Below are 26,865 nucleotides of genomic sequence, written 5' to 3' on the forward strand. Positions count from 1 at the left end.
GGTGGGCCACCGCACCCCGCCCCCTCTCGGCCGTCCGTCAGCCGTCCCCCAGCGCGGCCAGCCGGCGCAGAACGGCGGAGCGGCCCGCGCGTGGCACGGTCCAGAGCGTCTGCCCACGTACGCCCCACCGCTCCAGCAGCGCGTTCGCTGCGAGGAATCCGCTGGTGGCGGCGCGTTCCATCAGCGCCACCGGCAGCCCGGTGCGGACCATGTCCCCGGCGACCGTGACGGCGGGATCGGGGGTGCGCACGCCCGGCCGGTCCCGGTAGCCGCCCACGGGGAACATCGGGCAGTCCGCCCGCCATTCGTGGCGTTCGTCGACGATGCGGGCGCTGAGCGTCTCCGGGTAGATCCGGTGCAGTTGGCGCAGCACCTCGGCCTGTACGGCTCCCCGGTCCGCTTCCGGTGCGACGGCGTACGCGTGCAGCTCGACGACCGAGCCCCTGGTGCGCCGGGCCCAGCGCGCGGCCTCGCCCTCCCAGCGGTCCAGGACGCTCACGTTGTCCAGGGGCCCGTAGCCGCTGGTGCCCAGGAAGCCGGGACGGTCGTACGCCACCGGCCGGTCGAGCCAGAGCCGGGAGACCAGGAACGGCGGGGCGGTGCGCAGCCGGTCGATGCGGGAGCGCCAGTCGGCGTCGCCCAGCTCCGGGGAGGCGGCGACGACCCGGCGCAGGCCGCCGCTGTCCAGGGCGAGGACGAGGGCGTCGTACCGGGTGGTGCGGTCGTCGGTGGTGAGGTCGAGCCCGCCGTCGGGCCGGGGCCGCACCTGCCGGACCGGTGTCCGTGTCCGTACGTCGGCGCCGTGGCCTTCCAGGTAGGCGAGGAGGGGGTCCCACAGGACGGTGGGGAACGGCTCGTCGGGGACGTCGAAGAGCAGGCCCTCGCTGGAGCCGAGGAAGTAGATGTGGAACATCAGCACCAGTTCCGCCGCCGACAGTTCGCGCGGATCGGCGAAGAAGCTGCGCGAGAACACCTCGAAGGCCAGGTGGTGGGCGGCTTCGGGGAAGCGGATGCGGGCGAGGAAGTCATGGGCGCTGATGGAGTCGAGCCGGTCGTAGACCTCGGGCACGCGCACGTCCAGCAGCGGCAGGGCGGCTCGCGGGTTCATCCGGGCCAGGTCCCGCAGGCCGAACGTGGGGCTGAGTGCGACGAATCCCATGGCGCTGAGGGGCGGGATGCGCGGCACCCGGGCGAAGCTGTCGTGGAGGCCGGAGCTGTGCCGCAGGGGGTAGTCGGGCAGCCGGGTCAGCGAGTCGAGTCCCGGGTCGACCCGGCGCAGCAGGCCGCGCAGGTTGTAGTACTGCCGGAAGAAGGCGTGGAAGCCCCGGCTCATGGTGACGGTGGTGCCGTCGGCGAGCTCGGTGGGCCAGCCCGAAAGCCGTCCACCCAGGCTCGGTTCGCTCTCGTGGAGGGTGACGCGTACCCCGCGCTCGGCCAGCAGGGTGGCCGCCGCGAGCCCGGCGATGCCGCCTCCGACGACCGCCGCGGTGGGGGCGGCCGGTCCGGTGAACCGGGCGCGGCCGGCCGGGGCGGGCACCACGGCCGCCTTCCGGTCCCGGCCGTGCCGGTGGCCCGTGCCCGGGGAGTGGAGGAACGTCATGACCGCTCCCCCACGCCGACGAAGGTGTGGGTGATCCCGGTCTGCCAGCCGGGCAGCGGGAGGACGCGTACGTCGCGGAAGCCGGCCCGGCGCAGACGGCCGGCGAACGCGGGGGCCGCGTCGAACTCGACGACACTGCGCCGGAGATGGCGGTAGAGCCCGGCGTCCCCGGCGAGCCGTCCGGCGGGCTGGATGACCGTGGCGCAGACCATGTTCCACACGGCCCGGTGCACGGGGGATCCGCCGAGCGTGTACTCGTGCACGGCGAGGCGGCCACCCGGGACGAGGAGACCGCGTACCAGGTCGAGGGCCTTGTCGGGGTCGGCGAGGTTGCGGAAGAGGTAACCGGCGAACACCGCGTCGAAGGAGCCCGGCTCCAGCCGCCCGGCCAACTCCTCGACCGGGGCGTGCACGAAGTCGACGCCCTCCGGCCAGCTCTTGGCCGCCACGCGGTCCAGCATGCCCGCGGAGGCGTCGACGCCGGTGATCCGGGCGTGGGGAGCGGCGGCGAGGAGCGCGGCCGTGGAGGCGCCCGTACCGCATCCCAGGTCGAGTACGCGCAGTCCGCGTCCGCCGTCCGGCAGACCCAGCCGGCGGGCGCTGCGGCGCAGATGGGCGTGGTAGCCGGGGCTCGCCGCGACGAGGCGGTCGTAGGCGGCGGAGCCGTGGTCGAAGGCTGCGGACAGTGCGTCGCCGCGCAACAGGGTCATGGGGTGCTCTCTTGGTGGCCGGTCGGTGGGAGTGGGAACGGGGGCGGTTCACGTCTCGCCGTGAAGGGGAGTTCGGCAACGGTCCGCAGCATGGGGACGACCGGTGTCCGCAGACCGATCAGCAGGTCCTCGTGGATCTGCGAGCTGCCGTCCAGGAAGCGGAGCAGCCGCTCGGCGGGGACACCGCGGAAGAGGCGGGTGAAGAAGTCGGCGCCGTCCACCCGGCCGCTGTCCAGCGCCCGCAGCATGACCGCGTCCATCGCGCGCGCACGTGCTCCGTACGGTGGCGGCATGCGCGGCGCCCGTCCGGCGCGCAGCCGGGCGGCGACGGTCCGGCTCTGCCGCTGCACGGCCGCGAAGGTGTAGCCGGTGGAGGGGCGGGTCGCGCCTCCGGCCGTGCCGATGCGGTACACCGAACGCCCTGCGCGGCGCGGGAAGCGGCCGTCCGTCATGGGGATGATGCCGCGTTCCTGTGCGGTGACCCGGAACTCCCCGAGTTTCAGGACCTCTTGGGTGTAGTGGTGCAGGGCGTTCAGATAGCCCTCGGTCTCCAGCGGGGCGGGCGAGAACTCGGTGTACTCGACCAGGGCGGTGTGCGGGTCGAGCGGCAGGACGTAGCCGAACGAGAGTCCGCGCGCGGGCTGCGGTGTACGGAAGTCCATCAGGTCCGCGGTCGCCGGGTCGAAGACCGGGCGCTCGGTGCGGACGAACCAGCCCATGAAGTGCTGGAGCAGGGTGGTGCGGGCGGACGGCAGGCGGCGGGGCGGGCGGGAGTCGAAGACATGGCGGCCGCGTACGACGACGCGTTCGCCCCTGGCGTCATGGCCGAGGACTTCGCCGCCGCCGTCCGGCGCGTCCCGTACGGCGGTCACCGTCGCCTCGATACGGCGGAAGGCCCTCGCGGCGGACAGCCGTCGGCCGGCCAGGGCTTCGAAGGCGTCCGACCGCAGCATCTTGTAGCGGAAGGGGTGCGGGCGGGCCACCGTGGCCGCCCCGTCGGCCGCCCGCACTCGCAGCTGCGACCAGGAGGCGGCAAGGGCCGAGTCGTAGGGGCCACCCGGCGGCTCCCAGAAGCACCATGTGCGCGGCGGCGCCCTCAAGGGCCCCGGCGGGGCATCGACGAGAACGACCGACAGCGGTACGGCGCCGCCCGGCGCGCACAGGTGGTACGCCAGGCTCAGGCCGGCCGCTCCGGCGCCCACGATGACGACGTCGGGGTCGGGCACGGCTTCCCTCTCGGTTGTACGGGTACGGATCCTTCCGGCTGGACCGGTACCGAATCCTTCCGCACCGAGGGGCCGGACGGATGCGTGCGACGCGCCCGTGTCCCGCCGCAACCGGCTAGTCCGCGGTGTGGTCGGGATGGCCCCGGGTGCGCCGGGCTTCCTTCATCTCGGCCTCGTACAGGTGGTCACGGCCCTCGGCGAGTCGGCCCCGGATCTCCTGCTCGGCCGTCCGGAACACCTCGTAGTACGTGGAGTTGTACTCCTCGACGATCTGGAAGGTCCAGTGACCGGGGATGACGTTGCGGCCGAGGATCTCCCGCTCGACCCGGTCGGCCTGGGCACCGTGGCCGGCCTCGCGGAGCAGCCGTACCGCGTCGTCGAGGGCGAGGTCGGCGCTGCCGGTGAGCTGGTGGAACGTGTAGAGGGCTCCACGGGCCCGTTCGGTGGTCTCCAGCGCCTTCGAAAGCGCGCCGAGCGCCTCGACGGTCGTGTCGGTGACGCCTTCCGGGCGCTGGTGCCGTGGGTCGGGAGGCCGGTTCTCCGCGTTCATGGATCTCCTGGTCGACTTCGACGTCCGGGCGGCGGGTTCACCCCCACCTTCCTCGCCCGGGGCTCATCACACCTTCCGTGAGCTCCACACGGACGAAGAGGCACCGCAACCTTCATAATCACTCCCTATCACTCCCTATCACTCCCCATCAAGACCTCTATGGGTATTTTGAGGTAAGGTCCATTCCCATGGAGAGTGGGGAACGTGAGCTGTATTCGATCGGCGAGGTGGCCGAACGGCTGGGTCTGCATGTGCGGACCGTCCGGAACTATGTGCGCGACGGGCGGCTCAAGGCAGTCCGGATCGGCAAGCAGTACCGGATCAGCCGGGCGGACTTCGAGGCGCTGACCAGCCGCTCGGCCGCCGGCGCACCTTCCGTCGCCGATGCGGGGCGAGGGCATGTGGAGGTGTCGAGCATCGTGCAGATCGACGGGATCGGCCCCGACGCCGCGCACCGGCTGAGCACCTTCGTCACCGCGAGCGCGCAGTCTCCCCGGGACACGCCGGAACCCCTGCGCGTCCAGACGGTCCATGACAGGGAGAGAGCTCGGATGAAGATCGTGATTCTCGGCGGTGCTGCGGCCACCGCCGAGCTGCTGCAGCTGATCGACGGTGTGCTCGGCCCGGAGAACGGCATGCTCGACGGCGGGCAAGAGGCCCACCGTGCCTGATCTGCTGGTGGAACACCATGGCGTATCCGTGCTGGCCTGCTCCGGCGAAGGCCCCGCGATCGCCACCGTGCAGGACGCGCTCGACCATCTGATCGGGCCCGCCTTCCAGGGCGCCGAGGTGGTCGCGGTCCCGGCGGAACGACTGGACGACCGCTTCTTCGACCTGAGCACCGGGATCGCCGGTGAGATCCTCCAGAAGTTCTCCAACTACCGGCTCCGGCTGGTCGTCGTCGGGGACATCGCACGCCATCTGGCGGCGAGCGCGGCCCTGCCCGACCTGGTCCGCGAGGCCAACCGGGGCCGGGACATCTGGTTCGTGGCCGATCTGGACCACCTGGCCGCCCGCCTCGCCTAGGCGGGGCCGTTCATGGCGCGAAGGCGGGCCCGCTATGGCGCGAAGGCGCGCCGCCCCGCGCGGGCGAGTGCCGTGCGGCGCCGGTCGTGTTCGACCTCCGCCTCGTCCTTGCTCGCGGTGACCATGACGCCGGCCGGGGACCAGGTCATCGACATGGCGGTGACGAGGGACAGCACCTCGGCCGCCGGGACCTCCGGGTCGACAAGGCCCTTCGCCTGGGCGTCGGTGATCGACCGCCCGCCGCCTCGGGCACAGCAAACCGCACGGGCTCCCGCAACCTCGCCACGCGAGCCGGCCCGGCGCGGCCGGCGTCCGTGAGGAACCGTCCGCGCCGGGCCGCGCCGGGGTTCACTCCCCCTCGTCGCCCTCCCCGGCGTCGTCGTCGCCCTCGAAGGCATCGCCGATCTCGTCGATCACCTCGGCTGCGACCATTCCTCCGACGACACCGACGGCGGCTCCTGCGGCGACTCCCGCCACCACCGCCCCGGTCCCGGAACCCGAGCGGTGGTGCTCGTCGTGGTGGCCGCCCCGCGCGTACGGATACGGCGCGGCGTGGGCGGCGTGGACGCCGATCACCTGCTCCAGCCAGGAGTCCACCTCGGTGTTGCGCTCGGCCTGCGCCACGGTGTGGTGCGAGGTGGTGAAGCGGTGCACGGTGTCGTGGCTCCCGGAGAAGAGCCCGGCCCGCTTGTCCGCCTCGATCACGACCTCCAGGCCACCGGGCGAGGCGAGGAACGTCACCTCGATCTCGTTGACCGCGTGCGCGTGCTCGGCGGGCGGCCCGATCTCGATCTCCTGGTAGCAGGGCAGCCGCTGACCGGTCCCCCGGATGTGGCCGAGCTCCAGATCGGCCGACTTGAAGCCGTATCCGAGCTGCCCGAACGCCTCCAGGATCGCTTCCTGGGCGGGCAGGGGAGCCACCGCGAGGACGTCTAGGTCACCCTTGTCCCGCGCCCCGGCCACCGCCAGCTCCGTCCGGATCCCGAGAACGGGCCCGAGGGGCTGGCCGTGGAGCTCCGTGACCGGTGTCTCCCAGGGCAGGGTGACGGTGAACGGCAGGGTGTGCTCGGCTTCCTCCGCGAGGCGGAACCCGCCGCCGACGGTGAACCGTTCGAGGACGACCGTCCCTTCGTGCTCCTCGTCCTGCCCTTCCGCCTCGACCCGGGCGACCAGGAGGAGGGTGACCTGTTCGACCGTCACCTCGCTCCCGCCGCCGCGCAGCCGGACCTCACCGGAGAGCGGGCCGCCGGGGAGGGCGGGGGCGGGCTGCAGAACGGTGTCGACCGATGGGCCGCCGACCCCGAGGGCTCCGAGCAACTTCTTGAACACCATGTCCGGCGTCCACTCCTTCTTCGTTTTCTTCGATCAATGCAAACATCTCTCTACCCAGCCGACCCGCGCTGTGATGCGCACCACTCCCCATTGCTTTGCGGTCCCTTTACTATCAACAGGGCGGGTTTCCACCCGCCGTCAACGTCGAGCCCGACGACCCGAACAGAGAAGGAGCTGCGGTACCGCAATGGGTGAGCCTCCCAGTACGAACCGTGTCATCCCTGCCCCGGCACACCAGGGGACGGAGGTGACACGGTGAGCGAAGTACTCCTGCTCCTTCTCGCCCTCGGTCTGACTCTGGCGTGCGCGGTGTTCGTCGCGGCCGAGTTCTCGCTGACCACCATCGAGCGCAGCGAGCTCGAACGGGCCGCGCAGGCCGGTGAGCGCGGAGCCGAAAGCGCGCTCAAGGCCGCCAAGCGGCTGACGTTCCAGCTGTCCGGCGCCCAGCTCGGCATCACCGTGACCTCACTGGTCATCGGCATGCTGGCCGAGCCGTCCCTCGCCGTGCTGCTGCGCTCCCCGCTGGAGGCCGTCGGCCTCCCGGCAGGCGCGGTGTCCACGGTCGCGACCCTGCTCGGGGTGGCGCTGTCCACCGTCGTCCTCATGGTCATCGGCGAACTCGTCCCGAAGAACTGGGCGATCTCCAGCCCGCTCGCCGTCGCCAAGGTCGTGTCCGGCCCGCAGCGCGCGTTCACGGCCTGCTTCGCCCCGCTGATCCGCCACCTCAACAACACGGCGAACCGTGCCGTGCGCCGGTTCGGCCTGGAACCGGCCGAGGAGCTGGCCTCGGCCCGTACGCCTCAGGAGCTCATCGCCCTCGCCCAGCACTCGGCCCGCGAGGGCGCCATCGAGCAGGACTCGGCGGAGCTCTTCGTCCGCACCCTGCACCTGGCGGAGCTGTCCGCCGAGAACGTGATGACGCCCCGGGTGGACGTGCGGGCCCTGGAGGCCCACGCCACCGCGGCCGATGCCGCCAACCTCACGCTGGCCACCGGGCTGTCCCGGTTCCCGGTCTACCGCGACAGCCTGGACCAGGTCATCGGTACGGTCCACATCCGCGACGTCCTGGCCCTGGACGAGTCCGAGCGCGCCCGGACCCCGGTCACCTCGCTGGCCACCGAGCCCCTCCTCGTACCGGATTCGCTGCCCGTGGACCGGCTGCTCGCACAGATGCGCCGGCACCGGACCATGGCGGTCGTCATCGACGAGTACGGCGGTACGGCTGGGGTCGCCACCGTCGAGGACATCGTCGAGGAGGTCGTCGGAGAGGTCCGCGACGAGCACGACCCGCACGAGCGCCCCGACCTGGCACCGGCCGAACCGCTCGGCGACGGCCGCCCTGTCTGGGAGGCCGAGGGCAGCATCCGGCTGGACCAGCTCGACCGGATCGGGTTCCCCGCGCCGGAGGGTCCGTACGAGACGCTCGCCGGTCTCCTCGCCAACCAGCTCGCCCGCATCCCCGTCCGCACGGACCGGGTCGACATCGGCGGCTGGCAGTTCGACGTGCTCGACATCGAGCACCACCGGGCCGACCGGGTGCGGATCACCGCGCCGGTCCCGGCCCTGACCCTCGTGGAGGAGGACGCCCGATGACCACCGTTCAGCTTCTCATCGGCGCGCTCACGCTCCTCACGAACGCGTTCTTCGTCGGCGCGGAGTTCGCCCTGATCTCGGTGCGCCGCAGCCAGATCGAGCCGCAGGCCAGGAGCGGCAGCCGCCGGGCGAAGAGCACCCTGTGGGGCATCGAGCACCTGTCGGCCGCCATGGCCACGGCCCAGCTCGGCATCACGATCTCCTCGCTGGTGCTGGGCGCCGTCGCCGAACCGGCCATCGCGCATCTGCTGGAGCCGCCGTTCGACGCGATCGGTGTCCCCGAGGCGCTGGTCCACCCGATCGCCTTCGTCATCGCGCTGACCCTGGCGACCTATCTCCACATGCTCATCGGCGAGATGATCCCGAAGAACGTCGCGCTCGCCGCGCCCGTCGCGACGGCTCTGGCGCTGGGCCCGTCCCTGGTGGCCCTGACCCGGGCGCTGCGCCCGGTCATCTTCGGTATCAACGCGTTCGCCAACATGCTGCTGCGGCTGCTGAAGGTCGATCCCAAGGACGAGATCGCCTCGGTCTTCACCGACGACCAACTGGTCCGCCTGGTGAAGGACTCCAGCGATGCCGGTCTCCTGGCCCCGGCCGACGGCGAGCGGCTGCAGGACGCCCTGGAGCTGGGTACCCGCCCGGTCGGCGAGGTGATGGTTCCGCTGAACCGGACCGTCACCGTCGACCTCGGCATCACCCCGCAGCAGCTGGAGCGGGCGGCGGTCGCCTCGGGCTTCTCCCGGCTCCCGGTGACCGGTCCGGACGACGGGCTGCTGGGCTATCTGCACATCAAGGACGCCCTCGGGGTCGCGGAGCGCACCAAGCCGCTGCCCACGAGCGCGATCCACCCCGTCATCCGGGTCGAGATCGACACCCCGCTCGACGACACCCTCACCGCGATGCGCGCCGCCGGTACGCACCTCGCCGCCGTCGCCGGCGGCAAGGGGACGGTCATCGGCTTCGTGACGATGGAGGACGTCCTGGAGGAGCTGGTCGGACCCGCCGTGGTCTGACGGGCCCCGAAGCGGTTTCACAGCGCGGGAGGAGGGCGGTCCGCCACGTGCCGGGCCGCCCTCCTCCTCGTGGCACCCGCTGTCCGGACGGGCCGCCTCCGAGCACGTAAGCTCGGCGGATGGCCAAGTACTTCGACGTGCACCCCGAGAATCCCCAGCCGCGCACCATCAGCACGGTGGTCGACAGCATCCGTTCCGGTGCGCTCGTCGCGTATCCGACCGACTCCTGTTACGCGCTGGGCTGTCAACTGGGCAACCGCGACGGCATCGCCCGGATCCGGTCGATCCGCAATCTCGACGACCGCCACCACTTCACACTGGTGTGCCACGACTTCGCGCAGCTGGCGCAGTTCGTCCGTGTCGACAACGACGTGTTCCGCGCGGTCAAGGCGGCCACGCCCGGCAGCTACACCTTCATCCTCCCGGCGACGAAGGAAGTGCCCCGCCAGTTGCTGCACCCGAAGAAGAAGACGGTCGGCGTGCGCATCCCGGGCCATGTGGTGACCCAGGCGCTCGTCGCCGAGCTGGGCGAACCGCTGCTCTCCAGCACCTTGCTGCTCCCGGACGAGGCGGAGCCGCTGACGCAGGGCTGGGAGATCAAGGAACGGCTCGACCACGAGGTGGACGCCGTCATCGACTCGGGCGACTGCGGCACCGAGCCGACCACGGTCATCGACTTCTCAGGCGACGAGCCCGAAATCGTACGCCGTGGAGCCGGGGACCCGTCCCGCTTCGAGTAGGCCGTACGGCGTCGGGGGCGCGGCGGAGAGCCCGGAGCTGGTCCTTCCGGGTGATCCTGACGGAATGTCAGGAATGATCCGGACAACGGATTGTCCTACCGGCATGACTGCATCCACAACGCCCCGGACCTCCGTACAGACCTCCCGCAGGACAGCCTGCGATCTGCCCTCCCCCGCCGAACGCAGAAGAGTGCGCGAGGCCTGGGGCCTGACCACCGGTCAGCTCGCGGCCGCCTTCGGCATCACCCCGGCGACCGTCAGGTCCTGGGAGAACGGCCGCACCTCCCCGACCGGACGGCGCCGGGTGGCGTACGCACGCTTCCTGCTGGGCCTCTCCCTCTCCCAGCAGCTGCCGGACGCCGGCGGCCGGGACGGCACACGGGCAGCCGGGCGGGCCCTCGGGCAGGGCCCGGCTGTGCCCGAGCCGCGCGGGAGCCGAGGCCCCGCCGTGCCGGTCTCCCCGCCGCATGCGCCCGAGCCCGTCCGGCCCGCCACCCCGGCTGCCGGACGTGCGGCGCACACCGCCCCGCCTCGGGTGCGCCGGACCGCCGACCGGGTGTCCGCCGGGCGGCGCAGACGACTTCGGTACGCGGTCTGCGCCTGGGGGGCCTGGGCGCTCACCCTGTACGTGCTGTTCACCATGCCCGCCGCCGGCTGAGCACGACGCGCCGGTCGCCGGTTTCCGCTCCCCCGCCCCCCATCGCCCGCGGTGGGGGAGACTGGCGGATGTGACAGGTGAGCGACTGCGGTTCGACGGCTGGATCGCCGGTGTGGGGACCTCCTCGGGCACCCGGCTGGTGGTCGGGCACTGGCCGCGTTCGCCGTTCGGGGCGTTCAGCGATGTCATGGTCGAGCATCCCGACGGCGAGCGGGTCCTGCTGGCGCCCTCCCGCCGGATCGCGGATTTCGTCGCCGCCACGTACCGCTTCGACCGGATCGAGGTGGTCCCGGTGGCCGTCACCGTCTCCGGGGCCACCTGGCTCGTCGAGGCGGGGCCGCTGCGCCTGCGGCTGCGGGCCGGACGCAGGTCCGCCCTCGGTCTGCTGCTGTCCGCCGTACCGGCCCCGCTGGCCCGCAGCCCCCTCTGGGCCGCGCTGTGCGATGTTCCGGCCCGGTTGCTGATGCCCGGCGTACGCACCCTGGGCCGCGCGGGGCCGGGGCGGCGGGAGTGGTACGGGGCACGGGATCTGCGGCCGGTCCTGGCCGCCGATGCCGTACTGGACGGGGTGAGTCTGGGCCGGCTCGCCCCGCTCGATCCGCCGGTCGCCTTCGGGTTCGGGTCGGCCCCGCGCACCCCCTCCCTGGTGCGCGTCACCACAACGGTGGAAATCGCGCCCGCCGGGCGGTGAGGGGCTCCCCCGGCCCCCCGGCGGGGCCCGGCCGTTCCCGAACCGTTTCCGGCCTGCCTGCGGGGCGGGCCGGCCGGGGATGCGCGGGGGCGGGGCGCGTCGCAGGGTGGACCCATGGCAAATCCCCCGATCGTCATCCACCGGCCGACCCCCTCGGGCGGCCGCCGGGTGACCGTTCACTACGAAGGCCGGGACGAGATACTCGGGCTGGCCCACAGCGACCACGACGTGATCGTGTTCCTGAGCGAGGCCGGCCTCGAAGAGCCGGACCGGATCCTCGACAACCCGGTCTGGGTGGAGTGGCGGGGCGGGCGGGCCCACCGCTACGAAGCGGCCTGAGAGGCCGCCTCCCCCGCACGCCGCGTCATTCGCGCAGGCCGGCGGGGATGGCAGCGACCGTCTCCTCGGGTGTCTGACCGGACGTGTCCAGCCACAGGCCGATACGAGGTGTCCCGCTCCGCGGATCCGCGTCGAACGCCTCGACGGTCCACCCCCCGTACCCCGTCTTCCCGCGCGCTTCCTCCCGCTCGCGCACGGTCTCCGACGCGGGGGCGAGCACGACGACATGGAGCGGGCGGGTGCGGATTCTGCCGACGTAACGGGGCAGGTCCTCGCCGAGGACGATGTCCTGGACGACGGCCGTCCATCCGTCGTCCGCGTAGGCGTCGGCCACCTGTGCGGAGATCCGTTGCCGCAGGTCGAGCTGGCTCCGCGCCTCCTCCGGCCCGTCGGGGGTCATCTCCGCCCGGCCCGAGACGATCATGCGGCGGAAGACGTCTCCGCGTATATGGACCGCTCGCGGCAGGCTCTCCGCCAGGAGCTGGGCGACGGTGGACTTCCCCGCGGCCATCACCCCGGTGATCAGTACGACACAGGGGCCGAGGTCAGCGCCCGTACCTATCTCCTCCTTCTTCCTCACAGCTCCGGCGCGTGTTCCGCCCGGCGAGTGTCCGCCCCGGCGCCCGCGAAATCGCGTTGCCGGGGCGGAGCGCCCTGGCTGATGATCGGCGGATGGCTTCCCCTCCCCCCGACGGCCGCGCCGGTATCGACGCGGCTCTCGTCAAGCGGCTGATCGCCGCCCAGTTCCCGCAGTGGGGCGCCCTGCCCGTCACTCCGGTGGAGGTCGACGGCTGGGACAACCGCACCTACCGCCTGGGCGACACAATGACCGCCCGGCTGCCCACGGCGGCCGGGTACGTGCCAGCCGTGGCCAAGGAGAACGTCTGGCTCCCCAGGCTCGCGCCCTCGCTGCCGGTACCTGTCCCCGTGATCCTGGGCGAAGGAGAGCCGGGCGAGGGGTACCCGTACCCCTGGTCGGTGCGCGGCTGGCTGCCGGGGGCGGCGGCCGGACCGGCCCGCATCGACGGCCTGGACCGGTTCGCGGTCGCGGTCGCCGGATTCCTCAGGGCCCTCCAGCGGTGCGACACCGCCGGCGGACCCCTGGCCGGTGAGCACAGCTGGTACCGGGGCGCCCCGCCCGCCCACTACGACGAGCAGACGCGGCGCTGCCTCTCCCTGCTTCAGGGCCACATCGACACCGGCCGGGCCGCCGCCGTGTGGGATGCCGCGCTGGCCGCCGATTGGCACGGCACGCCGGTGTGGTTCCACGGTGACATCGCCGCCGGCAACCTCCTGGTCGGGAACGGCGAGCTGAGCGCGGTCATCGACTTCGGCACCTCGGGCGTCGGCGACCCCTCCTGTGATCTGGTGATCGCCTGGGGCATGTTCTCCGGCAGCAGCCGATCGGCGTTCCGGGAGGCCGTCGACGCCGACGACGCCACCTGGGCGCGGGCGCGGGGGTGGGCGCTGTGGAAGGCGATGCTCGTGCTGTCCGATTCCCTGGACACCGACCGGGACCGGGCGGGGGTGAACCGGCATGTGATCGATGAGGTGCTCGCCGACCACGACCGGTACGCGTAGGGCCCTCGCACGCGTCATGACGTGCCCGCCGACGTGGACTCCGGGCTGCCGAACAGTTCACGGACCTCCTCGGCGTCGCTCTCCCGCAGCTCGTCGTCGAGCAGGATCCAGCGGTTGATACCCACCGATGCCAGGAACGGCAGGTCGTGGCTGGCGATGACGAGGGCGCCCACGTAGGGCTCCAGAGCGCTCGTCAGCTGCCGCACACCGGCCAGGTCGAGGTTGTTCGTCGGCTCGTCCAGCAGGAGCAGCTGCGGGGCGGGCGCGGCGAGCATCGTCGCCGCGAGCGCGGCCCGGAAGCGTTCGCCGCCGGAGAGGGTGCCCGCCGGCTGCTGCGCGCGGGCGCCCTCGAAGAGGAACCGGGCGAGCTGGGAGCGGATCTGGTTGTCGGTGGTGCCGGGAGCCGTGCGGGCGACGTTCGCGGCGACGCTCAAGGTGTCGTCGAGGACGTCGTGCCGCTGCGGAAGGAACTTCAGCGGCACGGAAGCCGTGGCCTCGCCGGAGCTCGGTGCGAGCTCCCAGGTGAGCGTGCGCAGCAAGGTCGTCTTGCCCGCGCCGTTGCGGCCGACCAGAGCGATGCGTTCGGGCCCCCTCACCTGGCGGCTGCCCTCGCGCAGCCGCCCGTAGGGCAGGCTCAGCTCCCGTACGGTCAGGACGGTCCGGCCGGCGGGTACGGCGGTGTGGGGCAGGCTCACCTTGATCTCGGCGTCCCTGCGGACGGCTTCGGCGGCTTCCTCCCGGCGCTCGCGGGCCTCGTCGAGGCGGTCCTCGTGCAGCCCGCGCAACCGGTCCCCGGACTCCTGGGCCGAGCGCTTGCGTTCCCCCGCGACGATGCGCGGGGCGCGCCGCTGGGCGTCCAGCTCCTTGTCGTGGCGCTGGCGGCGGGCCACCTTGGTCCGGGTCTCCTCCAGCTCGCGCTGCTGGCGCCGTACGTCGGCCTCGGCGGAGCGCAGCATCCGCCCGGCGGCCTCCTGCTGGGTGGCGACGGCCTCCTGGTAGGCGGACCAGCCGCCCCCGTACCAGCTCACCGAACCCGATCGCAGCTCGGCGATGCGGTCGACCCGCTCCAGCAGGTCCCGGTCGTGGCTGACAGTCGTCGCCGACCGTCTCGAAGTGCTCCTCCCGTACGTCTCCGGACTCGATGGCGCGCAGGGCGGCCCGCCGCTCGGCGATGCCGAGGGCCCCGTCGACGCGCAGGGCGGTGTCCAGGGTGATGTTCTGGGGCAGGTAGGCAAGGTTCCCGCCCACGGTGACGGATCCCTCCAAGGGGCGCAGATGTCCGGCGAGCAGACGCAGCAGGGTCGACTTGCCGGTGCCGTTGGCGCCGACCAGACCGGTGCGGCCGTGGGGGACGGTGAGGGGGAGTCCGTCGAAGAGGCTGGTGCCGTCGGGCCACCGGAGGGTGAGGTGGGAGGCGGCCACGGAGGCGCTGGGCGCGGTGGGATGGCTGATGGTGGGTTCTCGCAGTCGGAAGCGGGGGGAAACAGGGGGGCTTCGTATGCGAACAGCACGCGGCGACCCGGCCGTGGGGCCGCAGAATGGTGGGGAGAACAGTCCTGCGAAGGTGAGGGACGGCTCAGCACCGAGGTCGCATCCACGCGGAAGCCACGGGCGGCAGACATGCCGACAACGTCGTGACCGTGTACGGGCCAGGGCCGTACCGCGCGATGATCGCGGACCTCAGATGCGCAACGTCCACCTCTATCGGAGACAACAGGACGTGATCAGCGTAGCGGTGCGTCGAGCGGTTATCTAGGCGGTGCCCTGCGGGGCTTCCGCGCTCAGCGGTTCGGGAGCGGGTCCTGCGGTACGGGGTCCGGGCACGGGGGCATGGGCGGCTTCCGCGACGAGCGGGGTGCGGCGGACGACGAGGGTGGCGACGAGCGCCGTGATCGCGGCGAGGGCGAACCCGTAGGGCGGGGTGGCTCCCGTGGGGTGCGTCTCGTAGACGAGCGCCGCCGACAGCACGACCAGGAAGGTGGCGACCCGGCCGTACTGCTGGGTGGCGGCCACGACCACCAGCCCCCACAGGAGGTACCAGGGCTGCACCATCGGCGAGAGCGCGACCAGCACCAACAGGCCAAGGCCCAGGGCGTGGACCGGTGGCAGGTGCCCGTTCATCGACCTCCGGGCCAGGACGAAGATCAGGACGACCGCCGCCGCCAGGCCGAGGGTCTGCACGGCGGACTTGACCGGTTCGGGGTCGGTGCCCAGGAGCAGGCGGCCCAGCTCGCCCAGGCCCAGACCCAGGTCGCTGACGACGGAGAGCGCGGTGTGGATGTTGCCCGCGACGCCCTGGGTCCTGAGCCAGCCGAAGCCGGTGCCGCTGATCAGTGTGGCCGAACCGGCGACGGCACACGCGACGAGGCCGGGCGCGAGGAGTCCCTTGGCCCAACGCCGTAGCCGGGGTCCGGTCGCCGAGGCGTGCACGGCGACGCCGATGAACAGCAGCGCCACCGCTGCCGGCGACTTGACCATCATGGCGAGCCCGACGAGTGCGCTTCCGGCCACCCATCTGCCGCGCAGCGCGAGCGCGAGCCCGGCCAGCATGAGGCCGATCATCAGGCCGTCGTTGTGCATGCCTGCGACCACGTGCATCAGCAGGAGCGGGTTGAGCGCCCCGAGCCACAGGGCGCGGCTCTCGCAGGTGCCGTGCTCCCGGGCCAGTCGGCGCAGGGCCCAGACGATGAGGACGAGCGAGGCGAGCGCGATGAGCCGCATCGCCAGGACGGCGGGAACGATCGTCCCGCCGGTCGTCTTCGCCACGGCGGCGGAGAGCAGGAGGAAGAGCGGTCCGTACGGGGCCGGGGTGTCGCGCCAGTGGCTGCCGACGCTCGCCGCCGCGTCGCCGCCGATTCCGGCGGGGTCCAGGCTGGAGGGGCCGACGGTGTAGACGTCGTGGCCCTCGATGACCATCGCGCCCTGGGCGATGTAGCTGTAGACGTCGGCGCTGTAGAGCGGGGGCGTGAGCAGGAACGGCGCTGTCCACCAGGCGAGGGTGGTGAGTGTTTCGCGTACGGAGGAGGCGGTCCTGCCGTACTGCCACCAGGCGACGACCAGCACGGTCAGTCCGGTGTAGGCGAGGACGGCCGCGGCCGTCCGCACGGTGGAGCCGTGGTCGGTCCAGAGGCCCCAGGGGTCGTGGGCCGGCAGTTTTCCGGAGATCCAGCCGCCCGCAGCGGTCGCCAGGGCGCCTGCCGCACCCAGCCGACGGTATCCGGCAGCACTCAAAGCCCACATGACCCGAGAACCTATCGGACGGCGTGACGCCTCCGTTCCCCTCCCCGCCCAACGGGGCCGGGGCGCTGCCGGGCACCCGGAGCCGGTTCCGGGTGCCCGTGGCGTTCAGCCGGTGAGCGACTGCTCCAGGGCGGCGAGGCCGTCGGCGTATATCCCCTGGAAGAGGTCCGTGGCCTCGTCGTCGCCGATCCCGTCCGGGGTGAAGGTGCCGGACCACTCCACCCGGGCGCTCCCGGGGTCCTCGCCCGCGTGCACGGCGATGGTGGAGAGGTAGCCGGTGACCGGGAACGGGGCCCGGAGGATGGAGTAGCTGTAGCTGCGTGCGGCGTTGTCGAAGGCTTCGAGGCGCTCGACGATGACGCCCCCGTCCTCGTTGGTGAGGGTACGGACGCGGCCGCCCTCGCTCGCCTCACTGGTGGGGATGTAGGGGAGCCAGTCGGGCAGGGAGCCGAAGCCGCCGATGAGCTGCCAGACACGGTCGGCGGGGACGGGGAGTTCGATGGTCGCGGTGGTGGTGGCCATGGGGGTGAGGTCCTTACGGTGCGGGCACTCGGTGCCGGGGGTGGTTCAGGCGGTGGGGACGGGGGCGTCGGCGGAGATCAGCTTCTCCTCGCGCAGGGCCGTCCAGAAGGCCGCGGGGATCTTCTCGTCGAGGGCGGCGAGGTCCTCGGCGATGCGGCTCGGGCGGGTGGCGCCGGGGATCGCCGCCGCGGTGGCCGGGTGGGCCAGGGCGAACTGGAGCGCGGCGGCCTTGATGCCGATGGAGTGCTGCTGGGCGAGCGTCTTGATGCGCTCCACCTTGGTGACGATCTCCGCGGGGGCCTTCTGGTACTCGAAGTGCGCGCCGCCCGCGAGGATGCCCGAGCTGTACGGTCCGCCGACGACGAGGTCGACGTCGCGCTCGGCGGCGGCCGGGAGGAGGCGCTGGAGGGCGCGGTCGTGGTCCAGGAGGGTGTAGCGGCCGGCGAGGAGGAACGCGTCGGGGCGCGGCTCGTCGAGGTCGAGGGTGAGTTCGAGCGGCTCGACGCGGTTGACGCCGAGGCCCCACGCCTTGATGACGCCTTCCTCGCGGAGCCGGGTGAGGACCCGGAAGGCTCCGGTGCGGGCGCTCTCGTAGGCAGCGAGCCACTCGTCGCCGTAGAAGTCCTGGGCGACGTCGTGGACCCAGACGATGTCCAGGCGGTCGGTGCGCAGCCGCTTCAGGCTGTCCTCGATGGAGCGGAGGGTGGCGTCGGCGGTGTAGTCGTTGACCATCTTGTTGGGGCGGCCGTGTTCGAAGAGGCCGCCCTTCTCGCCGAGGTCGCGGGCGGCCGGGTCCTCGGTCTCGTCCAGGACGACCCGGCCGACCTTGGTGCTGAGGACGTAGTCGTCACGCGGGTGCTCGGCGAGGACGTCGCCGAGCCGGATCTCGGAGAGGCCCGCCCCGTAGAAGGGGGCGGTGTCGAAGTAGCGGATGCCCTGGTCCCAGGCGGCGGCGACGGTGGCGGCGGCCTCCTCGTCGGGGATGGCGCGGAACATGTTGCCGAGCGGGGCGGTGCCGAAGCCGAGGCGGCCGGGGAGGAGGTGGGTGATGCTCACGAGTGCGTCCTTCACGGGAGGAAGTCGCCGACATTTCGTGGGGATAAATCCCTTTACTCACGCTCTGTCGGCCTTACGCATCCGAGGTTAGGATCGACACCTTGAGACTGTCCAAGACTTGTTCGGGCTCACTTAAGTCTCTGAAGGTCTGACTAGGACGTGACATGCTCGATCTCCGCCAGCTCCGCTACTTCGTCGCCGTCGCCGAGACGGAACACGTCGGCCGCGCCGCCGAGCAGCTCCACATCTCGCAGTCGCCGCTGAGCCGGCAGATCGCGCAGCTGGAGAAGGATCTCGGCCTCACCCTGTTCGAGCGCGACCGGCAGCGGATCCGGCTGACCTCCGACGGCCGGGTCTTCCTTGGCGAGACCAGGGCGCTGCTGACCCACGCGGGGCGGCTGGAGAACCTGGGACGCCGCCTCGGGCGCGGCGAGGAGGGCGGGCTCTGCATCGGGTACGTGCCCGACGCGATGCACACCGGCCTTCTGCCGGCCGCCCTGCGCACCCTGCGTTCGGAGCGGCCGGGCATCCATGTCGCGCTGTACGGGCAGCAGAGCGCCGAGCAGTTCGAGGGGCTGCGCCGGCGCAGCCTGGACATCGCCCTGGTGCAGGAACCGCCGGCCGAGGACGATCCGGACCTGTGCTCGGCGCTGCTGCTGGAGGATCCGCTGCTGCTGGTGCTGCCCGAGGGGCATCCGCTCGCTCAGCAGCCGGACCTCGCACCCGCCGACCTGGACGGGCAGCCGTGGATCGCGGTGGAGAGCAGCCGCGACCCGGCCTGGCGCGACACGTTCGTCGCCTCGTGCGTGGCGCTGGGCTTCACGCCGGACATCACCCTGGACGCCGCCGAACCTCTCACCGCGCTCGGGCTCGTCGCGTCCGGTTTCGGCCTGGCCCTGGTCCAGCGGAGCATGGTGCGCGGCACGGCGCCCGGGGTCGCCGTACGCGAACTCCCCTGGCACGACGGGTCCGCGCGGCTGTGGGCGGCCTGGCACCGCACCGATCTCCGGCCGGTCGTCGGGGAGTTCCGCGCGACGGTGCTCGACGCGGCGCCCGCGTAACCCCGTTGCCTACGCTCCTAGCGCATGTCGCCGCGCCAGTCCCACTGGTGGCCGTCGATCGAGCGGGGACCGTATTCGGCGCGGCCGCCCGGTCCGTAGGCGCCTATCTCCGTGACCAGTCCGACGCCCTCGCGCAGGGCCTCGTCGCTCCAGCCCGTGACGTCGAGGAGGAGCCCGTCGAGCGGTCCGCCGACCAGCTCCCGGTAGTCGTGGCCCGGCCTCGGGCCGGGGTGCGGGTCGTCGTGGTCGGTGCCGTACACCCGTCGCTGCCTCATCAGCTCGTCCATGCAGGCAGCATCCCACCGGCCACTGACAACGGCCCGGTGTGCGGGGCCATCCGGCCACCGGGCGTCCCCCGCGGCCCCGCCGGAAAGCGGATGCGGCCGGCGGGCCGGTGTGGAAGGGTCCCCGGCGAACCGTCCCCGCCGGACGGCCGGCACACGACGCACACGCCCGGGAGCGAACCCACCGATGGCCACACCACCACGCCTCGTCCCGCTGCTTGAGCAGTTCGACTTCGCCCGGGAGCGGCTCACCGGCCGTCTCGCGGGTCCGCTCATGGACAGCGGCAACGGTGTCGGGATCGGTGTCACGCCGCTCGGCGACGACGAGTACTTCTGGGAGCCCGTACCCGGCTGCTGGTCCGTCCGCCGCCGCGAGGCGGGACCCGGGCCCCGCGCCACGGTGCTCGAAGGGAGCGGCGACTGGGGCCGGGACTCGGCGCGGTCACCGCACCCCTTTCCGCCGCCGTTCACCACCATCGCCTGGCGGCTCAGCCACCTGAGCGAGATGCTGGCGCTCCGCGCGGACCACACGAACGGCAGCCGCTCCCTGACCCGGGCCGGTCTCGCCGTCCCCGGCGACGCCGCCGGGGCGGTGGCGGCGTTCGTCTCCGCGGCCGAGGCATGGCACGCGACCCTGCTCGCCGCCGACGACGCCGCCCTGGACACCGTGGGGTACAGCGCCTATCCCTACGGCAGCGACGCCGAGGACCTGTTCGTCGACATCGTCTGGTGGGTCAACCAGGAGATCCTGCATCACGGCGCCGAGATCGCCCTGATCCGCGATCTGTACCGGGCGCGGCAGCCCTGAGCCGCGGCCTCCGCCGGGCACGGGATCGGTGGGGTCCCGTCGTCGGCGAAGTCGCCGCCGTGGGGTGCGCACCATATGATTCAGGGACTCACGCACCGCGGAGCAGCCAATGAACCGGCGTCGGACTCCCCGCTCGGTAAGCGCCGAGGACCTGCTGACCACGTTGCAGAGCCTCACCGCCCGCGCTCGGCGGGAGGTGGAATTCCACCAGGCCAGAGTGGAACTCGCGCAGGCCCTTCAGCGCGACATGCTTCCGGCGACCCTTCCCGCCCTCCCCGGCCTCCAGTCCGCGGCACGGTACGCGCCGGCCCGGGACGGCCTGGACATCGGCGGCGACTGGTACGACGGCTTCGCGCTGGCGGACGGCGCCCTCGGGTTCGCGATCGGTGACGTCCAGGGCCACGACGTGGAGGCGGCGGCCTTCATGGGTCAGGTCCGCATCGCGATGCGGGCGATCGCGGGTACGGTCTCCGACCCGGGTGAGGTCATGGGCCGGACCAACGACCTCCTGCTGTCCGTGGACTCCGGTCTCTTCGCGACCTGTACGTTCCTGCGCCTGGACCCGCAGACCTGGGAGCTGCACAGTGCGCGGGCCGGGCATGTGGCGTGTGTGTGGGCCTCCGTGGACGGGCGGTCGGGCATCACGGAGGACCCGGGGGGCCTGCCGCTGGGGATCCAGACGGGCGAGCGGTATCCCGTCACCCGGCGGACCCTGGACACGGACGGTGCGATCGTGCTGCTCACCGACGGCGTCGTCGAGGGCCCGTCGCTGCTGATCGAGGACGGTCTGGACCGGGTCCGGAGGCTGGTCGCCGCACATGCCGGGGCGAGCGCGGACGAGCTGGCCGACGGTGTCCTCCGGGCGGCCGAGCTGACGGGCCACGAGGACGACGCGGCCGTACTCGTCCTGCGGCACGCCCCGGCCCGGGCGCGTTGACGCCGGGACGGCAGGGCGCGTGTCACCGCAGCCTCCTCCACGAGGTCGGTGTCTGATGAGTGCTGTGATCCGCAGCAAGCAAGCCAGACGTCGGGCCGTGTACGTGGCGCAGATCCTGGGCGTGGCCGGCGCCTACTACCTGTCGGGACGGCTCGGGCTGACGCGCCAGGTGGTGGTGGACGGCGCCGTGGTCACCCCGCTCTGGCCGCCCACCGGGATCTCGCTCGCCGCCCTGCTGTACCTCGGTGCCCGGATCTGGCCGGGCATCGCCCTGGGCGCGTTCTTCACGGTCACCGCCATCGGTGACGCGTTCACCGTGTCCCGTCTGGGCATCATCCTCGGCAACACCCTCGCGCCGCTCGCCGCCTACGCGCTGCTGCGCCGGGTGGACTTCCGCAGCGAACTGGCCCGGTTGCGGGACGGGATCTGCCTGGTCTTCCTCGGCGCGTTCGCCGGGATGCTGATCAGCGCCACCGCCGGCAGCGTGACGCTGATGCTCGACGACAAGGTTCCCCCGGGACGGTTCTGGCTGGTCTGGTCGTCCTGGTGGGCCGGGGACGCGATGGGGATCCTCGTGGTCACCCCCGTACTGCTGGTGCTGAGCCGGGTGCGGCGGCCCCGGCTGTCCGACCGGTGGCCGGAGGCCTGCCTCCTCGCGCTCTGCGTGGTCGCGGCGGGGCTCATCTCCACGAGGAGCTCGCTCTCCATGCTCTACCTGGTGTTCCCGGTGATCATCTGGGCGGCGCTCCGGTTCCAACTGCTCGGCAGCGCGCCGTGCGCCCTGGTGGTGTCGGTGCTGGCGATCATCGCCGGGACGGATGGCCTTGGCCCGTTCGCGGGCCACACGCTCATGGAGATCATGGCCAACCTCACCGTGCTCAACGGATGCGTGGCGCTCACGGCCCTGCTGCTCGGGGCGATCGTGGCCGAGCACCAGAACATCCGCCGTGAGACGGAACACGCAGTCGTGGAGCTGGAGGCGCTGGTCGAACAGCTCGCCCCGCTGCCGGGACGGCCCGCTGCGCGGTACGACGACGAGCCGCCGCACTCCGGTCAGTAGGGCAGCGGCCGGCCGGAGGGGGTCCGCAGGTCGAGCGGGGGCGGCCCGGACGGGGGCGGGGGTCGACGGACAACGATGCGGATGCGGCCCATGGCCACCACCTCCTCCAGGTGAACGGTATCTGCCCAGTCGGCGCGGCTTCACACTTCCGGCCCGCCGCGCGGCTCTCCTTGGGGCCCACACGGCCGGGCTCCGGGCAGGGGCCGCGCGGCGTGGGGATGCGGGCCGGGCCCGGTGCGGTGACCCTTGATGGGTGGGGGCGCAGAGGCTAGGAGGACCAGGCATGTCCGCAATGGACAAGATCAAGAAGATGCTCAAGGGCCACGAGGACCAGGCGGGCAAGGGCGTCGACAAGGCGGGAGACAGAGTCGACGACCGGACCAAGGGCCAGCACAGCGGCCACGTCGACACCGCTCAGGACAAGCTGAGGCAGCAGTTCGGCACCGAGCGCGACCAGGACGGGCGGCCGCGCTCCTGACCGTAGCCGTCGGCGCCCGGCACCGGGCCCCGTCCGCGCGAACCCGTCCGCCCGCAACCCGGTCCGTGCCACGGATCGCATCCCGTGGCTCGGACCGCGTGCGCCGCCAGGGCCCGGTGCCGGGCGCCCGGGTGACGGGAGGCACCGGAAGAAATCCGGGATGCTCATCGGATTCTTGTTATCGTCCGGCCCGCACCGCATCTCCCGAGTGTGGGAAGTGACAGCACCGGACCCCGGAAGAGTGAGCACAGCATGGGCAAGGATCACGGGACGGCCTTGATCGCGGCGGCGCGGAACGGCGACCAGGAGGCCAAGGACCGGCTCGTCGCGTCGTATCTGCCGTTGCTGTACAACGTCGTCGGCCGGGCGTTGAACGGGCACGCGGACGTGGACGACGTGGTGCAGGAGACGGTGCTGCGCATGCTGCGCAGCCTGCCCGAGCTCCGTGATCCGGAGAGATTCCGGTCCTGGCTGGTGGCGATAGCCATGAACGAGATACGCCGGCACTGGCGCGAGAGCCAGTCGGGGGCGATATCCGCCGACCGGCTGGACGACGCGTTCGACCTGGCCGATCCGCGCGCCGACTTCGTCGAGCTGACCATTCTGCGGCTCGGGCTGACCGGGCAGCGGCGCCAGGTGGCGGAGGCGACGCGGTGGCTGGACGAGGACGACCGCGCGCTGCTGTCGCTGTGGTGGCTGGAGACGGCGGGCCAGTTGTCGCGGACCGAGGTCGCGGCGGCCCTGGAACTCTCCCAGCAGCACACGGCCGTCCGCGTCCAGCGGATGAAGGCGCAGCTGGAGGCGGCCAGGGTCGTGGTGGGCGCACTGGCCGCCGACCCGCCGTGCGTGCTGCTGGAGGACATCCTGGCCGGCTGGGACGGCGTCCCGTCCGCCCTGTGGCGCAAGCGGCTGGCCCGGCACGCCCGCGAGTGCACCGTCTGCTCCGGCCACGGCTCGGGCCTGGTGCCCGCCGAGGGCCTGCTGGTGGGTCTGGCGCTGGTGCCGGTGGCCGCGGCCGCCGGAGGAGCGATGGCTCCGGATCTGCTGACGACGGCCGCGCACCTCACCGCGGCCCCTGCGGCCGGAGCGGGCCGGGCCGGGCGCCGGCGTGGTCAGGTACGGCGGCGGCGCCGCAACTCGGCCATCGCCGCGGTGGTCGCCGTCGCGGCGCTGGGTTCCGGCGGCGCGGCCGTGCACCTCTACACCGATGGCGACGACCGGGACGCGACGACGCTGAGCGCAGGGGCTCCGACCGGGAGCGCGACCCAGCCCACGTCGTCCGCCCCCTCCGCCACGCCGACGACCGCGTCGCCGTCCGCCTCGGCCTCGTCCGCTTCCCCCTCGGCCAGCGCCTCCGCGTCGCCGAGCCCTTCGCGCAAGCCCAAGCCCTCGCCGACGAAGAGCACCCGGCCCCCGGCGCCGAGCTCGGCCGCCCCGGCCCCCAAGCCCCCGCCGCCCGCGCCCGCACCCCCGGCGTCGGTGGGCGGACAGGTCCTCCAGATCGTCAACGCCGAGCGGGCGAAGGAGGGCTGCGGACCGGTGACCTCCAACAACCTGCTGGCGACGGCGGCGCAGCGGCACTCCGCCGACATGGCGTCCCGGGACTACTTCTCGCACACCTCCCCGGACGGCACCGACCCGGGCGACCGGATCACCGCCGCCGGGTACCGGTGGAGCACCTACGGCGAGAACATCGCCAAGGGACAGCGGACCCCGGCCGATGTGATGAAGTCGTGGATGGACAGCCCGGGGCACCGCGCGAACATCCTGAACTGCTCCTTCAAGGAGATGGGCATCGGGAAGCAGGACTCCGGCGGCGGACCGGTGTGGACGCAGAAGTTCGGAGCCCGCTGAGCGGCACGCCGTGACCTCCCTCCGCATTCGGTGATCTTTCATCTGGCGGAAACGCGGCGGAAGCACCCCCTCCACCTCGGTGTTCCAGACTGGCGGCAGCGCCCAGGCCGACGGTGTCCCCCGGCGGAATCCCCCTCCCCCTGTGGACTGGAGCCCGGTGGTGTCGCCCGCTTTCCCCTTCGCCCTCCGGCCGTTGCCGCTCTGGCTCGGCCATGTACTGCGTACGCAGCGCGGGCCCGTCCGCGTCGGTGCGGTGGTGCGCGGGGCGCTCGCCATGCTTCCGCTGCTCGTCGCGGTGGTCGCCGACCGGCCGACGGCGGGTGTGCCGGCGGCGCTGGGGGCGATGTTCGCCGGGATCAACGACCGCCCGGGCGGTCGCCGCTCCTCAGTGTCGCGGGTGGGGGTCCCCGCGCTCGCGGGCGCGGCCGGTCTGCTGGTCGGCTCGCTGCTTCCGGCGGTCGGTCCGCCCCGGGCCGCGATGTTCGTGCTGCCGGTGCTGCTCGGTGTGCTGGGGCTCCTCGCGGGGGCGCTCAGCTCGACCGGGCCCGTCGCTTCGGCCTGCGGTACGCAGGTGCTGGTCGCGGCCGTGATCGGGGCCGGTATGCCGCTGCCGGAGTCCGGCGGGGAGCGGTCGCTGCTGTTCCTGGCGGGCGCGGGGTGGGCGTTGTTCCTGCTGCTGGTGCTGCCGTCGCAGCGGCGGAGCAGCGGTGGCCCGTACCGGTACGACGGCGAGCGCGAGGCGGTCGCCGGGGTGTACGCGGCGGTGGCCGGGCTGCTGCGCGCGGCGGGCAGCACGCGGGCCCCGGCCCGGCGGGCGGCGCTCACGGCCGCGCTCGACCAGGCGCAGGACGCCCTGTCCGGCCCTCGGTTGCGGCGGTACGCGAGCTCCGCGGCGGAGCGGCGGCTGCACGCCCAGTACGCGGCGGCGCTGCCGCTGGCCGAGGCGGCGACGGCGCTGGCCTGGGCGGGCGAGCCCCTGCCCGGCCGGGTCGCGGAGGGGCCGCGGCGGCTGGCCAACGCGGTGCGTACGGGAAGCGCCTGCGGGCCGCTGCCCGCACCGGTGCGGTCGGGTGCGGGGCTCCGCGCCCTGGACGACGCCCTGTTGGCGGCCGCGGAGGCGTTCGACCACCGGGCCGGGCAGTCGTTGCGGACCGTGCGCGGGCGGCCGGATCTCGTTCCGCTGCTGCGCAGGGCGTTCGGCCCGGCGGGGCGCGAGTACGGGTTCCGGGTGGCACTGTGCTGCGGGATCAGTGCGGCGGTGGCGCTCGGTCTGGACCATGAGCACTGGTACTGGATGCCCGCCACAGCGGTGTTCCTGGTGAAGCCTGATCTGGGGCCGCTGGTCTCCAGGGTGCTGAGCCGGGCCGCCGGGACGGTCGGGGGCGCCGCGGTCTTCGCCGGGCTCTTCGCGCTGGTGTCCGGCCCGCTGCCCGCGGTCGCGGCGGTCGCGGTGTGCGGGGCGCTGATCCCCGTCGCCACCCGGCACTTCGCGGCCCAGACGGCGGTCGTCACGGTGCTCGTACTCTCCCTCGTCGTGCTGGCGGGCGAGCCGCAGGCCGCGTGGGGCCGGGTCGTGGAATCGCTGACGGCCTGCGCGATCGTGCTGCTGGTGGGACATCTGCCGCTGCCCGGACAGCGGGGTCACCGGGTGCGGGACGCGGTGGACACGGCGGTGGCGGCGGCGCACCGGTATCTGCGGCACGTGCTGGCCCACCCTCAGGACGGCGCGGGGCGCGGGGTGCTGCGCCGCGACGCCTACCGCTCGCTCGCCGCGGCCCGGGCCGCGCTGGATCTCTCGGCGGCCGAACTCCCGCCGGTCGCGGGGCGCACGGCTGGGTTCGAGGAGGTGGCCGGTGCTCTGGAGCGTCTCGTGGACACGACGACGGCCTGCGCGGTCCAGCTCCACGACCGGAGCGCCGTACTGCCCCCGCCGCACGCCGAACGGATCGCGGAACAGCTGGCCGCCCTCGACGCGGCGCACCGGGCGTCCGCGCTTTCCGGCGTGCTGGTCTGACGGCCCGTCCGGCCGGGCATCCGTTCTCTCTCATACAGCACTGATCGTCTCGTACGGCATGGGCTGAGCCGGCCGGGATCCGGTGCGGCCGCGGCCGGGCCGCACCGGATCCCGGCCGGCTCAGCGCAGGAGCAGCGTCGACACCGTACCGACGCAGGCGACCGCGCCCACCGCCACGACCGAGAGGGCGACGCAGCGGGCCCTGAGCCGGTCGTAGCGCGCGGTGTACTCACCGCGCAGTTCGGCCGCCCGGTCGCGGACACGGGTGAGTGACTCGCGGGAGACGGCGACCCGGTCGGTGAGGTAGACGCGCTCCACGTCCTCGCGCTGGGCGGTGGTGAGCCAGGGCAGTTCGTCGGTGAAGCGGCGTGCCTGCGCTCGCGCCCTCTCGACCTCGGCGTTCCACAGCAGATAGCCCTCCAGCTGGGCCAGGCCACGGGCGCTGTCCTTGTCGGGTTTCACGCGTCCTCCTCTCGTCGGGCTCTCCTGGTC

Annotated in this window: 28 protein-coding genes and 1 pseudogene; 16 read left to right on the forward strand and 13 right to left on the reverse strand. The window is 72.9% G+C overall.

The features are described 5' to 3' along the window. Nucleotides 1–37: 37 nt before the first annotated feature. The 4 genes from ACK8N7_RS01825 to ACK8N7_RS01840 form a co-directional block, all read right to left on the reverse strand. Nucleotides 38–1,600: an FAD-dependent oxidoreductase gene (locus ACK8N7_RS01825; RefSeq protein ID WP_500440527.1), complete on the reverse strand. Its 1,563-nt coding sequence runs from the start codon at nucleotides 1,598–1,600 to the stop codon at nucleotides 38–40. After that, nucleotides 1,597–2,310 carry a class I SAM-dependent methyltransferase gene (locus ACK8N7_RS01830; protein ID WP_403217854.1) on the reverse strand — a complete coding sequence of 238 codons (714 nt, stop codon included), beginning with the start codon at nucleotides 2,308–2,310 and terminating at the stop codon, nucleotides 1,597–1,599. The genes ACK8N7_RS01825 and ACK8N7_RS01830 overlap by 4 nt, the downstream gene beginning before the upstream one ends. Then, the gene (locus ACK8N7_RS01835; RefSeq protein ID WP_500440528.1) at nucleotides 2,307–3,536 is read right to left on the reverse strand and encodes a lycopene cyclase family protein; all 1,230 of its coding nucleotides are present in this window, start codon (nucleotides 3,534–3,536) and stop codon (nucleotides 2,307–2,309) included. The genes ACK8N7_RS01830 and ACK8N7_RS01835 overlap by 4 nt, the downstream gene beginning before the upstream one ends. Nucleotides 3,537–3,651: 115 nt before the next feature. Continuing rightward, complete coding sequence (locus ACK8N7_RS01840) at nucleotides 3,652–4,086, reverse strand: hypothetical protein (protein ID WP_031125321.1); 435 nt, start codon at nucleotides 4,084–4,086, stop codon at nucleotides 3,652–3,654. Nucleotides 4,087–4,274: 188 nt separating this feature from the next. On the opposite strand from ACK8N7_RS01840, the gene ACK8N7_RS01845 reads away from it, so the two are divergent. Together ACK8N7_RS01845 and ACK8N7_RS01850 are read left to right on the forward strand one after the other, a co-directional pair. Beyond that, nucleotides 4,275–4,757, forward strand: a complete 483-nt coding sequence (locus ACK8N7_RS01845; RefSeq protein WP_500440530.1) for a helix-turn-helix domain-containing protein — start codon at nucleotides 4,275–4,277, stop codon at nucleotides 4,755–4,757. Next, nucleotides 4,750–5,112, forward strand: a complete 363-nt coding sequence (locus ACK8N7_RS01850) for a DUF4180 domain-containing protein (RefSeq protein ID WP_403217857.1) — start codon at nucleotides 4,750–4,752, stop codon at nucleotides 5,110–5,112. The genes ACK8N7_RS01845 and ACK8N7_RS01850 overlap by 8 nt, the downstream gene beginning before the upstream one ends. A 32-nt stretch (nucleotides 5,113–5,144) precedes the next feature. Here the strand turns inward: ACK8N7_RS01850 and ACK8N7_RS01855 are convergent, their stop codons facing one another. Then, nucleotides 5,145–5,510: a hypothetical protein gene (locus ACK8N7_RS01855; RefSeq protein ID WP_403217858.1), complete on the reverse strand. Its 366-nt coding sequence runs from the start codon at nucleotides 5,508–5,510 to the stop codon at nucleotides 5,145–5,147. Continuing rightward, nucleotides 5,461–6,444 (reverse strand): sporulation protein, encoded by a 984-nt coding sequence (locus tag ACK8N7_RS01860; protein WP_500440532.1) that lies wholly within the window; start codon nucleotides 6,442–6,444, stop codon nucleotides 5,461–5,463. Before ACK8N7_RS01860 ends, ACK8N7_RS01855 begins: the two co-directional genes overlap by 50 nt. Nucleotides 6,445–6,699: 255 nt before the next feature. Here ACK8N7_RS01860 and ACK8N7_RS01865 point away from each other — a divergent pair, with 255 nt between their 5' ends. The 6 genes from ACK8N7_RS01865 (at nucleotide 6,700) to ACK8N7_RS01890 (ending at nucleotide 11,478) form a co-directional block, all read left to right on the forward strand. Then, nucleotides 6,700–8,037, forward strand: a complete 1,338-nt coding sequence (locus ACK8N7_RS01865; RefSeq protein WP_500440534.1) for a hemolysin family protein — start codon at nucleotides 6,700–6,702, stop codon at nucleotides 8,035–8,037. Next, nucleotides 8,034–9,050, forward strand: a complete 1,017-nt coding sequence (locus tag ACK8N7_RS01870; protein ID WP_015606414.1) for a hemolysin family protein — start codon at nucleotides 8,034–8,036, stop codon at nucleotides 9,048–9,050. The genes ACK8N7_RS01865 and ACK8N7_RS01870 overlap by 4 nt, the downstream gene beginning before the upstream one ends. A gap of 119 nt (nucleotides 9,051–9,169) precedes the next feature. Then, nucleotides 9,170–9,790 (forward strand): L-threonylcarbamoyladenylate synthase, encoded by a 621-nt coding sequence (locus tag ACK8N7_RS01875; RefSeq protein WP_032759588.1) that lies wholly within the window; start codon nucleotides 9,170–9,172, stop codon nucleotides 9,788–9,790. Between the two features lie 103 nt (nucleotides 9,791–9,893). Continuing rightward, complete coding sequence (locus tag ACK8N7_RS01880) at nucleotides 9,894–10,448, forward strand: helix-turn-helix domain-containing protein (RefSeq protein ID WP_500440537.1); 555 nt, start codon at nucleotides 9,894–9,896, stop codon at nucleotides 10,446–10,448. A 70-nt stretch (nucleotides 10,449–10,518) separates the two neighbouring features. Further along, nucleotides 10,519–11,139, forward strand: a complete 621-nt coding sequence (locus ACK8N7_RS01885) for a hypothetical protein (RefSeq protein ID WP_403217862.1) — start codon at nucleotides 10,519–10,521, stop codon at nucleotides 11,137–11,139. A 114-nt stretch (nucleotides 11,140–11,253) separates the two neighbouring features. Further along, a complete protein-coding gene (locus tag ACK8N7_RS01890) occupies nucleotides 11,254–11,478 on the forward strand; it encodes a hypothetical protein (RefSeq protein ID WP_015606418.1) in 225 nt (74 codons plus the stop codon). 25 nt (nucleotides 11,479–11,503) lie between these two features. On the opposite strand, the gene ACK8N7_RS01895 is transcribed toward ACK8N7_RS01890, so the two are convergent. Next, nucleotides 11,504–11,989, reverse strand: coding sequence for an AAA family ATPase (locus ACK8N7_RS01895; protein WP_500445650.1), 486 nt, complete (start codon nucleotides 11,987–11,989; stop codon nucleotides 11,504–11,506). A 161-nt stretch (nucleotides 11,990–12,150) separates the two neighbouring features. On the opposite strand from ACK8N7_RS01895, the gene ACK8N7_RS01900 reads away from it, so the two are divergent. Next, on the forward strand, nucleotides 12,151–13,059 hold the full coding sequence (locus ACK8N7_RS01900) for an aminoglycoside phosphotransferase family protein (RefSeq protein ID WP_500440539.1): 909 nt from the start codon (nucleotides 12,151–12,153) through the stop codon (nucleotides 13,057–13,059). Nucleotides 13,060–13,073: 14 nt separating this feature from the next. Here the strand turns inward: ACK8N7_RS01900 and ACK8N7_RS01905 are convergent. From ACK8N7_RS01905 to ACK8N7_RS01920, 4 genes and pseudogenes are all read right to left on the reverse strand, one after another. Further along, a pseudogene (locus ACK8N7_RS01905) lies at nucleotides 13,074–14,511 on the reverse strand (ATP-binding cassette domain-containing protein). A 300-nt stretch (nucleotides 14,512–14,811) separates the two neighbouring features. Further along, complete coding sequence (gene mptB / locus ACK8N7_RS01910; RefSeq protein WP_500440541.1) at nucleotides 14,812–16,299, reverse strand: polyprenol phosphomannose-dependent alpha 1,6 mannosyltransferase MptB; 1,488 nt, start codon at nucleotides 16,297–16,299, stop codon at nucleotides 14,812–14,814. A 105-nt stretch (nucleotides 16,300–16,404) separates the two neighbouring features. Continuing rightward, nucleotides 16,405–16,821, reverse strand: coding sequence for an SRPBCC family protein (locus tag ACK8N7_RS01915; protein ID WP_500440543.1), 417 nt, complete (start codon nucleotides 16,819–16,821; stop codon nucleotides 16,405–16,407). A 45-nt stretch (nucleotides 16,822–16,866) separates the two neighbouring features. Further along, nucleotides 16,867–17,877, reverse strand: a complete 1,011-nt coding sequence (locus ACK8N7_RS01920; RefSeq protein WP_500440545.1) for an aldo/keto reductase — start codon at nucleotides 17,875–17,877, stop codon at nucleotides 16,867–16,869. Nucleotides 17,878–18,041: 164 nt separating this feature from the next. Here ACK8N7_RS01920 and ACK8N7_RS01925 point away from each other — a divergent pair, with 164 nt between their 5' ends. Continuing rightward, entirely contained in the window at nucleotides 18,042–18,938 is an 897-nt protein-coding gene (locus ACK8N7_RS01925; RefSeq protein ID WP_500440547.1) for a LysR substrate-binding domain-containing protein, read from the forward strand. Nucleotides 18,939–18,955: 17 nt separating this feature from the next. On the opposite strand, the gene ACK8N7_RS01930 is transcribed toward ACK8N7_RS01925, so the two are convergent. Continuing rightward, complete coding sequence (locus ACK8N7_RS01930) at nucleotides 18,956–19,225, reverse strand: hypothetical protein (RefSeq protein ID WP_015606425.1); 270 nt, start codon at nucleotides 19,223–19,225, stop codon at nucleotides 18,956–18,958. A gap of 184 nt (nucleotides 19,226–19,409) precedes the next feature. On the opposite strand from ACK8N7_RS01930, the gene ACK8N7_RS01935 reads away from it, so the two are divergent. The 6 genes from ACK8N7_RS01935 to ACK8N7_RS01960 all read left to right on the forward strand — a co-directional run bounded on the left by ACK8N7_RS01935 (nucleotide 19,410) and on the right by ACK8N7_RS01960 (nucleotide 26,373). After that, nucleotides 19,410–20,030, forward strand: coding sequence for a DinB family protein (locus ACK8N7_RS01935; RefSeq protein ID WP_500440549.1), 621 nt, complete (start codon nucleotides 19,410–19,412; stop codon nucleotides 20,028–20,030). 109 nt (nucleotides 20,031–20,139) lie between these two features. Further along, nucleotides 20,140–20,967: a PP2C family protein-serine/threonine phosphatase gene (locus ACK8N7_RS01940; protein WP_500440551.1), complete on the forward strand. Its 828-nt coding sequence runs from the start codon at nucleotides 20,140–20,142 to the stop codon at nucleotides 20,965–20,967. A 64-nt stretch (nucleotides 20,968–21,031) separates the two neighbouring features. Continuing rightward, nucleotides 21,032–22,027: an MASE1 domain-containing protein gene (locus ACK8N7_RS01945; RefSeq protein ID WP_500445652.1), complete on the forward strand. Its 996-nt coding sequence runs from the start codon at nucleotides 21,032–21,034 to the stop codon at nucleotides 22,025–22,027. A gap of 283 nt (nucleotides 22,028–22,310) precedes the next feature. Continuing rightward, on the forward strand, nucleotides 22,311–22,505 hold the full coding sequence (locus tag ACK8N7_RS01950; protein WP_403217868.1) for an antitoxin: 195 nt from the start codon (nucleotides 22,311–22,313) through the stop codon (nucleotides 22,503–22,505). Between the two features lie 252 nt (nucleotides 22,506–22,757). Further along, nucleotides 22,758–24,359 (forward strand): sigma-70 family RNA polymerase sigma factor, encoded by a 1,602-nt coding sequence (locus ACK8N7_RS01955; RefSeq protein ID WP_500440553.1) that lies wholly within the window; start codon nucleotides 22,758–22,760, stop codon nucleotides 24,357–24,359. Nucleotides 24,360–24,633: 274 nt separating this feature from the next. Continuing rightward, entirely contained in the window at nucleotides 24,634–26,373 is a 1,740-nt protein-coding gene (locus ACK8N7_RS01960; RefSeq protein ID WP_500445654.1) for an FUSC family protein, read from the forward strand. A 120-nt stretch (nucleotides 26,374–26,493) separates the two neighbouring features. Here ACK8N7_RS01960 and ACK8N7_RS01965 read toward each other — a convergent pair whose 3' ends face one another. Further along, nucleotides 26,494–26,835, reverse strand: a complete 342-nt coding sequence (locus ACK8N7_RS01965; protein ID WP_403217870.1) for a hypothetical protein — start codon at nucleotides 26,833–26,835, stop codon at nucleotides 26,494–26,496. Nucleotides 26,836–26,865 lie beyond the last annotated feature (30 nt).

This window comes from Streptomyces griseobrunneus, from assembly GCF_046713465.1.
Lineage (GTDB): Bacteria > Actinomycetota > Actinomycetes > Streptomycetales > Streptomycetaceae > Streptomyces > Streptomyces microflavus.

Bases quoted from the DNA above. Each gene is read 5' to 3' on its own strand.
- ACK8N7_RS01855 (WP_403217858.1), bottom strand. From the start codon at position 5,510: ATGCCTTCGAGGGCGACGACGACGCCGGGGAGGGCGACGAGGGGGAGT.
- ACK8N7_RS01875 (WP_032759588.1), top strand. From the start codon at position 9,170: ATGGCCAAGTACTTCGACGTGCACCCCGAGAATCCCCAGCCGCGCACC.
- ACK8N7_RS01890 (WP_015606418.1), top strand. From the start codon at position 11,254: ATGGCAAATCCCCCGATCGTCATCCACCGGCCGACCCCCTCGGGCGGC.
- ACK8N7_RS01860 (WP_500440532.1), bottom strand. From the start codon at position 6,444: ATGGTGTTCAAGAAGTTGCTCGGAGCCCTCGGGGTCGGCGGCCCATCG.
- ACK8N7_RS01930 (WP_015606425.1), bottom strand. From the start codon at position 19,225: ATGGACGAGCTGATGAGGCAGCGACGGGTGTACGGCACCGACCACGAC.
- ACK8N7_RS01940 (WP_500440551.1), top strand. From the start codon at position 20,140: ATGAACCGGCGTCGGACTCCCCGCTCGGTAAGCGCCGAGGACCTGCTG.
- ACK8N7_RS01840 (WP_031125321.1), bottom strand. From the start codon at position 4,086: ATGAACGCGGAGAACCGGCCTCCCGACCCACGGCACCAGCGCCCGGAA.
- ACK8N7_RS01880 (WP_500440537.1), top strand. From the start codon at position 9,894: ATGACTGCATCCACAACGCCCCGGACCTCCGTACAGACCTCCCGCAGG.
- ACK8N7_RS01925 (WP_500440547.1), top strand. From the start codon at position 18,042: ATGCTCGATCTCCGCCAGCTCCGCTACTTCGTCGCCGTCGCCGAGACG.
- ACK8N7_RS01870 (WP_015606414.1), top strand. From the start codon at position 8,034: ATGACCACCGTTCAGCTTCTCATCGGCGCGCTCACGCTCCTCACGAAC.
- ACK8N7_RS01895 (WP_500445650.1), bottom strand. From the start codon at position 11,989: ATGGCCGCGGGGAAGTCCACCGTCGCCCAGCTCCTGGCGGAGAGCCTG.
- mptB (WP_500440541.1), bottom strand. From the start codon at position 16,299: ATGTGGGCTTTGAGTGCTGCCGGATACCGTCGGCTGGGTGCGGCAGGC.
- ACK8N7_RS01845 (WP_500440530.1), top strand. From the start codon at position 4,275: ATGGAGAGTGGGGAACGTGAGCTGTATTCGATCGGCGAGGTGGCCGAA.
- ACK8N7_RS01900 (WP_500440539.1), top strand. From the start codon at position 12,151: ATGGCTTCCCCTCCCCCCGACGGCCGCGCCGGTATCGACGCGGCTCTC.
- ACK8N7_RS01825 (WP_500440527.1), bottom strand. From the start codon at position 1,600: ATGACGTTCCTCCACTCCCCGGGCACGGGCCACCGGCACGGCCGGGAC.
- ACK8N7_RS01915 (WP_500440543.1), bottom strand. From the start codon at position 16,821: ATGGCCACCACCACCGCGACCATCGAACTCCCCGTCCCCGCCGACCGT.
- ACK8N7_RS01935 (WP_500440549.1), top strand. From the start codon at position 19,410: ATGGCCACACCACCACGCCTCGTCCCGCTGCTTGAGCAGTTCGACTTC.
- ACK8N7_RS01830 (WP_403217854.1), bottom strand. From the start codon at position 2,310: ATGACCCTGTTGCGCGGCGACGCACTGTCCGCAGCCTTCGACCACGGC.
- ACK8N7_RS01955 (WP_500440553.1), top strand. From the start codon at position 22,758: ATGGGCAAGGATCACGGGACGGCCTTGATCGCGGCGGCGCGGAACGGC.
- ACK8N7_RS01960 (WP_500445654.1), top strand. From the start codon at position 24,634: ATGCTTCCGCTGCTCGTCGCGGTGGTCGCCGACCGGCCGACGGCGGGT.
- ACK8N7_RS01950 (WP_403217868.1), top strand. From the start codon at position 22,311: ATGTCCGCAATGGACAAGATCAAGAAGATGCTCAAGGGCCACGAGGAC.